The organism is Enterobacter cloacae complex sp. IR5403 (genome assembly GCF_049238705.1).
Taxonomy (GTDB): domain Bacteria; phylum Pseudomonadota; class Gammaproteobacteria; order Enterobacterales; family Enterobacteriaceae; genus Enterobacter; species Enterobacter hormaechei_C.
The window spans coordinates 1-10,825 of record NZ_JBMKHP010000029.1; the positions used below are offsets into that span (position 1 = coordinate 1).

At 52.5% G+C, this 10,825-nt stretch carries 20 protein-coding genes; all 20 read left to right on the forward strand.

The window, feature by feature from the left end:
* Positions 1–145: 145 nt before the first annotated feature.
* The gene (locus ACOTW6_RS21570) at positions 146–538 is read left to right on the forward strand and encodes a hypothetical protein (RefSeq protein WP_200480922.1); all 393 of its coding nucleotides are present in this window, start codon (positions 146–148) and stop codon (positions 536–538) included.
* Between the two features lie 143 nt (positions 539–681).
* Positions 682–942 (forward strand): hypothetical protein, encoded by a 261-nt coding sequence (locus ACOTW6_RS21575; RefSeq protein WP_142745172.1) that lies wholly within the window; start codon positions 682–684, stop codon positions 940–942.
* Positions 939–1,097: a hypothetical protein gene (locus tag ACOTW6_RS21580; protein ID WP_017693159.1), complete on the forward strand. Its 159-nt coding sequence runs from the start codon at positions 939–941 to the stop codon at positions 1,095–1,097. Before ACOTW6_RS21575 ends, ACOTW6_RS21580 begins: the two co-directional genes overlap by 4 nt.
* Complete coding sequence (locus ACOTW6_RS21585) at positions 1,094–1,300, forward strand: cell division protein FtsZ (protein WP_044856894.1); 207 nt, start codon at positions 1,094–1,096, stop codon at positions 1,298–1,300. Before ACOTW6_RS21580 ends, ACOTW6_RS21585 begins: the two co-directional genes overlap by 4 nt.
* Positions 1,301–1,378: 78 nt before the next feature.
* The gene (gamL, locus tag ACOTW6_RS21590; RefSeq protein WP_062932850.1) at positions 1,379–1,663 is read left to right on the forward strand and encodes a host nuclease inhibitor GamL; all 285 of its coding nucleotides are present in this window, start codon (positions 1,379–1,381) and stop codon (positions 1,661–1,663) included.
* A 9-nt stretch (positions 1,664–1,672) separates the two neighbouring features.
* A complete protein-coding gene (locus ACOTW6_RS21595) occupies positions 1,673–2,590 on the forward strand; it encodes a recombinase RecT (protein WP_062932849.1) in 918 nt (305 codons plus the stop codon).
* Positions 2,587–3,207 carry a helix-turn-helix domain-containing protein gene (locus ACOTW6_RS21600; RefSeq protein WP_062939343.1) on the forward strand — a complete coding sequence of 207 codons (621 nt, stop codon included), beginning with the start codon at positions 2,587–2,589 and terminating at the stop codon, positions 3,205–3,207. Before ACOTW6_RS21595 ends, ACOTW6_RS21600 begins: the two co-directional genes overlap by 4 nt.
* Positions 3,200–3,886, forward strand: coding sequence for a lambda exonuclease family protein (locus ACOTW6_RS21605; RefSeq protein WP_062932847.1), 687 nt, complete (start codon positions 3,200–3,202; stop codon positions 3,884–3,886). The genes ACOTW6_RS21600 and ACOTW6_RS21605 overlap by 8 nt, the downstream gene beginning before the upstream one ends.
* Positions 3,883–4,311, forward strand: coding sequence for a regulator (locus ACOTW6_RS21610; RefSeq protein ID WP_421766297.1), 429 nt, complete (start codon positions 3,883–3,885; stop codon positions 4,309–4,311). Before ACOTW6_RS21605 ends, ACOTW6_RS21610 begins: the two co-directional genes overlap by 4 nt.
* Positions 4,308–4,460: a DUF1317 family protein gene (locus tag ACOTW6_RS21615; protein ID WP_045348785.1), complete on the forward strand. Its 153-nt coding sequence runs from the start codon at positions 4,308–4,310 to the stop codon at positions 4,458–4,460. Before ACOTW6_RS21610 ends, ACOTW6_RS21615 begins: the two co-directional genes overlap by 4 nt.
* Positions 4,457–6,643, forward strand: a complete 2,187-nt coding sequence (locus tag ACOTW6_RS21620; RefSeq protein WP_235143970.1) for a Dam family site-specific DNA-(adenine-N6)-methyltransferase — start codon at positions 4,457–4,459, stop codon at positions 6,641–6,643. Before ACOTW6_RS21615 ends, ACOTW6_RS21620 begins: the two co-directional genes overlap by 4 nt.
* 2 nt (positions 6,644–6,645) lie before the next feature.
* Positions 6,646–6,864, forward strand: coding sequence for a hypothetical protein (locus ACOTW6_RS21625; protein WP_045307574.1), 219 nt, complete (start codon positions 6,646–6,648; stop codon positions 6,862–6,864).
* Positions 6,861–7,427, forward strand: a complete 567-nt coding sequence (locus ACOTW6_RS21630; RefSeq protein ID WP_148369149.1) for a hypothetical protein — start codon at positions 6,861–6,863, stop codon at positions 7,425–7,427. The genes ACOTW6_RS21625 and ACOTW6_RS21630 overlap by 4 nt, the downstream gene beginning before the upstream one ends.
* A gap of 91 nt (positions 7,428–7,518) precedes the next feature.
* A complete protein-coding gene (locus ACOTW6_RS21635) occupies positions 7,519–7,929 on the forward strand; it encodes a hypothetical protein (protein WP_148369147.1) in 411 nt (136 codons plus the stop codon).
* Between the two features lies 1 nt (position 7,930).
* On the forward strand, positions 7,931–8,149 hold the full coding sequence (locus ACOTW6_RS21640; RefSeq protein WP_148369145.1) for a TraR/DksA family transcriptional regulator: 219 nt from the start codon (positions 7,931–7,933) through the stop codon (positions 8,147–8,149).
* The gene (locus ACOTW6_RS21645; protein WP_148369143.1) at positions 8,149–8,646 is read left to right on the forward strand and encodes a class I SAM-dependent methyltransferase; all 498 of its coding nucleotides are present in this window, start codon (positions 8,149–8,151) and stop codon (positions 8,644–8,646) included. Before ACOTW6_RS21640 ends, ACOTW6_RS21645 begins: the two co-directional genes overlap by 1 nt.
* A complete protein-coding gene (locus ACOTW6_RS21650) occupies positions 8,624–8,863 on the forward strand; it encodes a DUF4222 domain-containing protein (RefSeq protein ID WP_148369141.1) in 240 nt (79 codons plus the stop codon). The genes ACOTW6_RS21645 and ACOTW6_RS21650 overlap by 23 nt, the downstream gene beginning before the upstream one ends.
* Positions 8,864–8,871: 8 nt before the next feature.
* A complete protein-coding gene (locus ACOTW6_RS21655) occupies positions 8,872–9,102 on the forward strand; it encodes a hypothetical protein (RefSeq protein WP_148369139.1) in 231 nt (76 codons plus the stop codon).
* 107 nt (positions 9,103–9,209) lie between these two features.
* Entirely contained in the window at positions 9,210–9,458 is a 249-nt protein-coding gene (locus tag ACOTW6_RS21660) for an excisionase family protein (RefSeq protein ID WP_022650951.1), read from the forward strand.
* 32 nt (positions 9,459–9,490) lie between these two features.
* The gene (locus ACOTW6_RS21665; protein WP_421766298.1) at positions 9,491–10,771 is read left to right on the forward strand and encodes an Arm DNA-binding domain-containing protein; all 1,281 of its coding nucleotides are present in this window, start codon (positions 9,491–9,493) and stop codon (positions 10,769–10,771) included.
* Positions 10,772–10,825: the final 54 nt, after the last annotated feature.

Below are 10,825 nucleotides of genomic sequence, written 5' to 3' on the forward strand. Positions count from 1 at the left end.
AGCGCACTAAGACCGCACGAATATAATGGTGGGTTAACGCCAAACGAATCAGAAAACCGATACTGGAAAAACTCTAACGCGGTGGCCAGTTTTTGTTGACCACTTCAGTGATGGTAATACTGCCATCTCAACCGCACAGGAGACGATGATCCTGTTCTGGTTGGATTGGAAAAGTCTTCTTGGCCCGCCAGCGCGCGGGCATTTTTTTGGAGGTTGCATGTTTGCTACTGACATCTCACTGAAATACGGCACTCATCAGCCAGAGACGATTCTGGAAACAATGCCGATTGAAGAAGCCTCCGAAATCATCAAGGAGAAGCTTCGTGATGAAGTGCGCCAGGAACTCGAGTGCGAGTATGGCGATCGCCTTTATGAGGCTGAAGAAGAGGCATCAAACTGGGAAAGCAGAGCTGATGACTATGAAAGCGATGCGACTTGCCTGGCTAAGGCCATAAGAGAGGCTTTTGAATCTGCCAACTTCGAAGATGCAAAGGTGATCCTCCAGCGAGCGATGCACGACCACAAAGACTATTTCTGAAGACCCGCTACGGCGGGTTTTTTCATACCTCAGTCGCTTCACCGAGGCGGCTTAGTTATGACAACCGGCGGCCATCCACCGCCCATTAGCGCAGAAGTCTTGTATTAACCGTTCCGTTCGCCGCGATAAGGCCAAGAGGATTTATGAGCAATAAAACTGGAGGCCCTGCGTTTCCACAATCAGGAGTATGTACTCCTGAAATTAACTCATGGGACAGCGATGATTTTGGTGGTCGTGGAATAACCATGCGTGACTACTTCGCGGCTAAGGCTATGGCATCCATTGTGCGCAGATGGGACGGCCATTCGTTTGGTGGCGGCCCGGAATCACCACAATACAAAGAATTAGCCGAAGATGCGTATCACATTGCCGACGCAATGCTCCGCGCTCGGGAGGTATCATGACAGTCACCCACAACGGAAAGCAGTACACCGCCAAAAAGCTCAACGATAACGAGTGGCAACTGACGTCGCTATCGGCACCGCGGGAAAAACTGGTGCTGAACCGTTGGCAGATGCATATCGCTGGCCTCCTGGAACAGGTTGAGGTGAAGGTATGATTGGAATGCACTACGGCACCGCATCAGTGCCACGTGGCGAGGTTTTACCGGGCACAATGCTGCAACACCACGGTAAAACTTATCGCGCCTCTGCGAACGTTGAGAAAGGCCTGTACGCCTTCAACATCTTCGAAAAAACCATCATCAAAAGTGATTCCGTCGTTGTGCTGCTGAATGAGCGCGGCGAGCCGATGGTTCACTGATATTAACCACCCTATTCAACCGATCGGCCTGGCTTTTTGCGGGCGGGATCTGCACATCCAAATTTCAGGAGTTCAGCCATGAACGCATATCTCACTTACGACCGCATCGAAGATCGGCGCTGGGTTGAGCAGCAGCTCACCGACGAGAAAGAGAAGTGGGTCGACGACCGGGCGCAGCAAATCATCGACATGATGCCAAAAGAGCCGTCCGGCCTCTTCCACTTCACGATCCCGATTGACTCCAGACCATACGAAGGACTTCGCAGCGATAAAGTTGGCGAGGCCTACAACGATTTCATTTCGGCAGTTGCTTACGCCCAGGCGGAATACGACTGGGAACACCGGACCGGCTGCCCGTTCTAAGGAGGGATTATGAGCTTAACCCTTGTTGATTTCGTCAAACAACAGGAGCCGCTTTTCATTAAGGCGGCAACTGACGAGCGGATGGTATGGGCGAAGGAAAGCCAGTTCGCCATTCAACTATTTCAGAACAACGACTACCTAGCCAAAGTTGCATTCCAGAACCAGACCAGCACGCAGAACGCAATCATCAACGTTGCGGCCATCGGCATTTCGCTAAACCCGGCTCAGAAGCTGGCTTACTTGGTACCGCGTAAAGGAGCTATTTGCCTCGACATCAGTTACATGGGCCTGATGCACATTGCGCAGCAGTCTGGCGCCATTAAATGGTGTCAGTCGGCAATTGTTCGCAGAAACGACCAGTTCCGGCGCGAAGGGCTCGATAAGCCGCCGATCCACATCTACAACGACTTCGATACCGAAGAGCAGCGCGGGGACATCGTAGGGGCGTATGTAACGGTAAAAACTGACGATGGTGATTACCTCACCCATACGATGCGCATTGATGCCATCTACTCCATCCGTGACCGGTCTGAAGCATGGAAGAAGTACAAATCTGACAACAGCAAGAAGTGTCCATGGGTCACCGATGAAGAGCAGATGATCCTCAAGACGGTCGTGAAGCAGGCAGCAAAATACTGGCCTCGACGTGAGCGCCTGGATGCCGCCATCGACCATGTTAATACCGAGGGTGAGGAAGGTATCAACTTCTCAGCAGAACGCCAGCCAGAACGCGATGTAACCCCAGCAGCGGACGAAATTATCAAGGAGATTAACGACGTCCTTATCGCAATGGATAAGACATGGGAAGAAAACCTGCTCCCAGTCTGTTCGCAAATTTTCCGTCGTGATATTCGCGATTCATCCGAGCTTACCCAAGCCGAGGCAGTTAAGGCCCTAGGCTTCCTCAAGAAGAAGGCGGCAGCATGAACGCCAATCCACTTATGCCCGGTGAAAAATACGGGCACTTAACCGTCAAAGAATACTCGCACATGCTGAGAGGTAGAAGGATGTATCTATGCCTTTGTGTGTGCGGTAATTCCTGCCATAGAGCCGCGAATCAGCTTAAAAGCAACTCAATGAGCAGCTGCGGATGCATGACAGGAAAAAACACCACTCACGGCCAGCGCAATACCCGCGTTTACAGGATTTGGAGCGGGATGAAAAATCGCTGCACGAACCCAAACAACAAAGACTTCGAAAAATACAGTCAGCGCGGTATCTGCGAAAGATGGCTGACGTTCGAGCTATTTCTTGAAGATATGGGTCTCCCTCCTACGCCCAAGCATCAGCTTGATCGGAAGAACAATGAAGGTCCGTATTCTAAAGATAATTGCAGATGGGCAACCGTTACCAAGCAGGCCGAAAACAGATGTACATCGTTTTACTGGTTTGTTGATGGATTGCGTTTTGAAAGCGTCGGAGCCGCGGCGAATCATTTTGGCGTGAAACCAGCAACCATCCACAAATGGTGTCATGGCTACAACAATAGAGGGATTAACATCCCGCCAAGAGCCAACTGCCGTAAGGAGAGGAAATATGGATAACAGGTGGCTCATTAAATTTGAGCAAATATTTGGGCCAATCGCACAAATTGAGCAAGGTAGCGAGACATGGGCAAGAGCGAGACTCGGAGTTATTACTGCCTCTGAAGTGCACAACGTCATTTCCAAGCCAAGATCGGGGAAGAAGTGGACAGACATGAAAATGTCCTACTTCCACACGCTGCTCGCCGAGGTATGCACTGGCGTGGCGCCAGAAGTTAACGCCAAGGCGCTGGCCTGGGGGAAGCAGTATGAGGAAGACGCACGCACCCTCTTCGAGTTCACTACTGACGTGAAAGTCACGGAGTCTCCGATCCTGTTCCGTGACGAGAGCATGCGCACTGCGTGCTCCCCTGACGGCCTTTGCAGTAACGATTTCGGCCTCGAATTGAAATGCCCATTCACCTCTCGCGACTTCATGAAATTCCGCCTTGGCGGTTTCGAAGCCATCAAGTCTGCGTACATGGCCCAGGTGCAGTACAGCATGTGGGTGACCGGGAAAGAAGCCTGGTTCTTTGCCAACTACGACCCGCGCATGAAACGCGAAGGCATTCACCACGTCGTCGTTGAGAGGGATCCGCAGTACATGTCCGACTTCAACGAAATGGTGCCGGAGTTCATCGAGAAGATGGACGAGGCGCTGGCGGAGATCGGCTTCACGTTCGGGGAGCAGTGGAAATGAAACGCACACCCTTCTATCGCAGGCCCGGGCGCACCGGGCAATTTTCCGGCCTCCGTGAACGCGTTATCTGGATGATTCAGACGCGCGGCCGCCCGGTAACGGGCAGCGAAATCGCCGAGAAGTTTGGCGTAACGCTGATCGAGTTTAACCGGGTCGCCAACGGCATCACCCGCGGCACCGGGCAGATAGCGCAGATCGTTGAGTCGGAGAAATGGCTTAACGAGGACGGCATCTGCGACCGGACATTTGACCTGGTCACGAAGCCAAAGGTCTTAACGCCACAGGGTAAATCGCGGCTGTTCACCCGGCGCGCCATTGAGCAATCGCAGGAAGGTAGACGGCAGGAGTGCATAGCGCGTGCCGCCCGCCGTAGCCGACTGATTGCTCAGGGCCTATACATCGACGAAATGGAGTCCATCCTATGACTCACGCTCACGACGACATCACGGTTGGCACACTGTGCCTTCCCTTCATTGGTAACGGCTGGCTAATGCCATGGGGTGAAGTGGTCAGCAATCCATTAAAGGCGCAGCGGCTCGCTGAGGAATATCGGGAAAGGCAGGAGGCGGCATGAAATACGGAAGCGTGTGCAGCGGCATCGAAGCTGCCAGTAAAGCGTGGGAACCTCTCGGCTGGGAACCTGCCTGGTTCTCTGAAATCGAACCATTCCCATCCGCAGTCCTTGCACATCACTGGCCGGAAGTAACCAATCTTGGCGACATGACCAAAATTGCCGAGGCGGTGAGCGTGGGTGAAGTAGAAGCGCCTGATGTTCTGGTCGGTGGTACGCCTTGCCAGGCATTCAGCATCGCAGGCTTGCGTGAAGGCCTGTCTGATGACCGCGGCCAGTTAACTCTCTCTTACGTGGAATTAGCCAATGCAATCGACGCAAAGCGCCGCGAACGCGGTGAACCAGAATCAATCATCGTCTGGGAAAACGTCCCCGGCGTACTCAGCAGCAAAGACAATGCCTTCGGGTGCTTTCTGGCAGGACTTGCCGGAGAAAGCAGTGAGTTGCAGCCAGCAGGGGGAAAATGGACGCACGCAGGTTGTGTGTCTGGACCAGAAAGGGTTATCGCATGGCGCGTCCTTGATGCTCAATTTTTCGGAGTGGCCCAACGACGCAAGCGTGTGTTCGTTGTCGCAAGTGCTCGAAAAGGATTCGATCCCGCAGCGGTACTTTTTGAGCTCAACAGCGTGCGCCGGGATTCTGCGCCGCGCCGAGAAACGCAAAAGGCAGTTGCCGCACTTACTGCAAGAGGCGTTGGAACGTGTGGCGCTGACGACAATCAGGCTCAAGCAGGACACCTGATAGCTCAGTGCGCTAATGGTGACGTTAGCCACACATTAAAGGGCGAAGGATTTGATGGTAGTGAGGACGGAACCGGGAGAGGTGTTCCAGTTGTGGCTTTCGGCGGTGGAAATACCAGTGGAAACATCGATGTTGCCGCCTGCCTGACTGCGAAAGGACAGAGAATAGACTTTGAAGTGGAAACCTTCGCAGTGCACGGCACGCAGGATCCAGATACCAATTGCGAACTGGCACACACACTTGGTCGCAACAACGGACAAGAAAACGCGATAGTTACTGAACCATTCACATTGGCAATCCGTGGGCGCTCAGAAGGAAGTACGGTCGAGGTGAGAAATGACGGCACAGCCAACGCGCGGTTGCCGCCGAATGGCGGCCGTGCAGGCATGGGGGTAGGAGCTATCGGGTGGGGTATGCAGGTTCGCCGTCTAACACCGATTGAGTGCGAGCGCCTGCAGGGATTTCCTGATAATCACACTCTGATCGGCTGGCGCGGGAAGGATGCTGATGAATGCCCAGACGGGCCGCGCTACAAAGCTATCGGCAATAGCATGGCAGTACCGGTAATGCGCTGGATTGGTGAGCGCATCGCCGCCGCGCTGCCAGTCGAAGCGCCTGCACCGCGCAACTGGCAGCGCCCGTTCCTGAAATGGGCTGGCGGGAAATATTCCCTGCTTCCGGAACTGGATCGCCTGATCCCAGCCGGTAAACGCCTCGTTGAGCCATTCGTTGGTGGCGGCTCGGTATTTCTCAACTCCGAAAAACATGAATCTTTCCTGCTTGCTGACGTCAATGCAGATCTGATTAACCTCTATCAGATGCTTGAAGTTGACCACATCAGAGTATGCTCGCTTGCCAAAATATTGTTTGAGCGCGCCAACAGTGAGATGGCTTACAAAGAGCTTCGGGATGAGTTTAATAACCAGCGCATGGGCGCGCCGGAGCGCGCAGCAGCCTTTCTCTTCCTCAATCGACACTGCTTTAACGGCCTGATTCGATACAACCGTGATGGTTTCTTTAATGTTGGCTGGGGCAAGTACGAAGCGCCCTATTTCCCAGAGATTGAAATAAAGGCTTTTAAGCAGAAGTCGCATAAATGCGTTTTTATGAATGCTGGATATCGAAGGACCCTGGCGCTGACCGGTGAGGGTGATGTTGTTTACTGCGACCCTCCGTATGAGCCGTTGCCTGGTACCGCAGGTTTCACAAATTACGCCGCAGGCGGTTTCTCATGGGCTGATCAGATTTCACTTGCGGAAAGCTGTGTAGCAGCCCACCAGCGAGGCGCGAAAGTTCTTATCAGTAACTCAACAGCGCCACGAGTTCTTGAGCTTTATGAGCAGCACGGATTCATCCTTCACCATGTTGATGCCCGGCGGGCGATATCCAGCAAGGGCAGTACGCGTGAGGCGGCGAAGGATATCGTCGCCACTTTGGGGATTTAACCATGACGCCAGAAACAGACAACGCCATCCGCGCCGCCTGCCGCCGATGCACAGAGGAAATCCAGCAGGCCATGCGCAAGAAGCCAAAGCCTAACTGGAACGAAACGGTGCCTCCCATCATCAACAAGCATCACAAGAAAATTGAAGCCCTGGGAGTTAGCCTCCTTGAGTTCGTTGTATACACAGGTCGGCTTAATCGCCGCTTCGGAGTGGATTCATGAGCAATTCGATAGCAGACGGAGCGAAATTAACTCCGGAGACATTCGCAGATTTCATTGAGCGCTTGAGGTATCACCATCGCGGCGATGGTGTTAATCGTCACGCCACCGCCGATCCGATTTTCATGGTTCAGAAGCAGGCAACCATTTATGGCCTGGCAGAAGAGTACGGCGAATCGAAGATAGTCCATTTCGAAGAATGCGAATGGGACAGCCCTCAAGAGTATTGGGACGATCTGGATGAACAACAGCAGGAAGAGTTAAACGCCTTCTGCATTGACCAGTGCGACACTGCCTTTACTGATCTCGATGAAGATGCTCAGTGGGAAGTGCTGGCTGACCTTGACGGCCACACTGTCTGCGGTACACGTAAAGAGTGGCAGAACATTAACGCTCATTTTACCCGTGAAGCAGCGGATGCTTTCATTCGCCGCAAACAGCATGATTATCCTCCTCTGCGGGTCTACGTCGAGAGCATGTACTTCGGCTGGGAGTATCAGGAAATCGTCCGCGCTCTATGCGACGGAAGACTGGTGCTAGCCGAAAAAAATGGCGGTGAAGTATGAAGGCACTAATCACCCGGGAGCTTAAGGCTCCTTTTTTATTGCTGGCGTTCACTTTCGATCGAATTAACCGACAGTTCCGGGAGCAGTGATTATGTCTCGCCAAAAGTTCACAAATCGCAAAGCTCGCATTGAAAAGAAATTCAGCACTGAAGCGATGCGTCTGCTGATTGCGCTCATGCCGAAACAATACCGACCAGAGATATTCACTCTCGATGAAGGCTATATCGGTGGTTTGCATTACCGGGAATGGCAGGTATGCGAGGTCGATTACTGGGGTGAGGCCGATAGTTGGGATGCTTTCTATCTTCTGCATGATGCCCTGATCCTGCATACCACAGATTGGGAAGGAATGGGTCGCGCAGATGATGCAGAGTTCTCTGGTGACGAGTCAATCGACAGAACCCCGTTTTACTCTCCGTGGCGCATTGGTGATGTAACCCGCGCCGAAATAATCCGGCATTGCCGGCGGCTTGTGTCCGCTGGCATCAAATGGGACGCATAACATGGCCGATATCATCGATACCGCAGCAGAGATTGAAGAGCTTCAGCGTAACGCAGCCCTTTCCGCTCACCGCATCGACCGTAACGCCGTATCAGCAGAGCATTGCAGTGAATGCGGTGATGATATCCCTGAACAGCGGCGGATTGCGGTTCCCGGCTGCCAGAATTGCGCAGAGTGTCAGGGCATCATTGAACTGAAACGCAGGCAAAGGGGGATGTGATGCAGAAGGCAATTTTAGACATGTGCTGCGGGTCGCGAATGTTCTGGTTAGATAAAAAGGATGACCGCGCCGTTTTCAGCGATATCCGTGCAGAGCAGCACACGCTATGCGACGGTCGCCAGCTGGTTATCAGCCCGGACCTTATAGCTGATTTCCGCGCCCTTCCCTTTGCCGATAATACTTTTCCTGTCGTCGTATTTGATCCCCCGCACCTCGAGCGCGTCGGCGATAACGCGTGGATGGGGAAAAAGTACGGCAGGCTCAACAAAGAAACATGGCGCGACGATTTGCGTGCCGGATTCGCTGAAGCATTCAGGGTGTTGTGGCCACACGGTGTGCTCATCTTCAAATGGAACGAAACGCAGATCCCGGTACGTAATATCCTAGCGCTTACCGACGAGAAGCCGATCATCTGGCAGCGCACCGGCAAGTCAGACAAAACCCACTGGGTGATCTTCGTCAAAGGTGGTCCCAATGTTCAGGATAATCCAGCCTAATACCTGGTACGCCGATCCCCACGGCGCGCCCTGCAAAATCCTCCGCGCTACCCACGAAGTCATCCACTACATCCGCAACGGTCGCACCTGCATCGCCAGCATGGGCCGCTTTAATCAGGATTTCGAGCCGCTGACCAAAGCAGAGGCCGAGCGGATCGCCGAAGAAATTGAAACAGCAGAACACTTAAAACGCCTCCGCGCTATGCGGGCGGCATGAGGAGAGATATGAGCACTATTCAGGATATCAGAGACAAATTAGCCAGCCTGGTAACCGAGGCACACAAAGTGGCGTGTTCCCTCGATATAGGTGATGAGCGAACCGAGGCTTTCGAGCTATACGAAGCGCTTCGTCGACTTCAGAGGCAGGGTGCCGCTGGAGAGATTCTATCAGCAACTAACCCGCTTCTCGCCTCGCCATATTACGACGAGGACTGGGACGAAGATGAAGACGACTGACGCAACTGATAGCCAGTTATGAGCTGGCTATTGGGTGCGATGCACCGCCTCACATCCCTTGATGTTATTGCCGCCTACGGGCGGCTTCTTTTTGCCTGGAGATAACCATGAGCGACATTATTCAGTTGGTACCGAATAAATGGGTCACAGAGGAACTTTTAACTGCGACAACCGGCATGTCAAAGCACATGATTCAGCATGCTCGCCGGTCTACCTGGATGGAGGGAAAGCATTATCGCCATGTTGCCCCTGATATGGCACCTAAGCAAAACAGCCCAATCATGTATAACCGCGATGAGATAAACCACTGGATCGAGCACCAAAGCCCAGCGAAACGCCGGAGAATATCTGCTTAAATGTCCTTTGGCACATCAAACGAGGAATGATTATGGCAGCATACCCAACAGGCGTAGAGGTTCATGGCGAATCGTTACGCATATGGTTCATATATCATGGGAAGCGTGTCAGGGAAAATCTCGGCGTTCCTGACACGCCAAAAAACAGGAAAATGGCAGGCGAACTTCGGGCTTCAGTCTGCTTTGCGATAAAGACAGGCACATTCAATTATGCCTCGCAATTCCCTGATTCATCGAACGCAGAGAAATTCAGCACTGTCAGAAAGCAAATCTCACTACTTGAACTGAAATCGAAATGGCTTGGGCTTAAGGAGATGGAGCTTAGCCTCGGGACGTTGAGGCGTTACGATTGCCACCTCACAACCACTATCGAAACAATTGGTGAGCACAGGTATATCGGCAGCCTGAACACTGAAGATATCCTTAGTGCCAGGAAGGAGCTACTGAACGGCTGGCAGAAGACCAGACATGGCCTAAATCATCCACCCAAAAAGGGAAGAAGCGTTCCTACAGTCAATAGCTATATGGCATGCCTTGGCGGGATGCTGGGCTTTGCTTTCAAAAGTGGATACCTGAAAACTGATCTGATGGCAGGTATTACCCCTCTCGCAAAAGAAAGACCCATTCCAGATCCTCTTACTTCTGATGAGTATCAGAGAGTGGTTGCGGCCTGCCCAACGCTACAGTTTCAGAATATGGTTATCTTTGCGGTAAATACAGGCGTCAGGCATGGCGAACTAAGCGCGTTATCCTGGGAGGATGTGGATACTGTCAACTGGACTGTTACAGTGTCACGGAACTATTCCCTGAAGGGAAACTTCACCCTGCCAAAAACCAACGCCGGGATTCGAACAATACAGCTGACCCAGCCAGCAATTGATGCCCTCAAGGCGCAAATGCCACTGACCAGAATGATGGCATCCCACAAGGTAAGCGTCAGCCTACGGGAATACAAAAAAAAGAGAACCGATGAATGCACCTTTATATTCTCGCCGTCCATTACTTCAATGAACGGTAAGAAGACGATGTGCTACGTCCCCGGATCCATTAATTCAGCCTGGCGCACTGCCCTGCGTCGTGCAGGCGTCCGACAAAGACGGTCTTATGAAACCAGGAACACATATGCGTGCTGGGCACTGGTCGCCGGAGCGAACCCAAATTTCGTTGCGCACCAGATGGGCCATTCGTCAGCGCAAATGCTATTCACGGTTTACGGTAAATGGATGACCGAGAACAACCATGACCAGGTGGGCATTTTGAACGCATCATTTACTCAAAATGCCCCACTGATGCCCCATAGAAAAACCGCATAACCTTAACTATCTGATTTAACATATTAATATCACTTCAATCATGATTCATCTGGA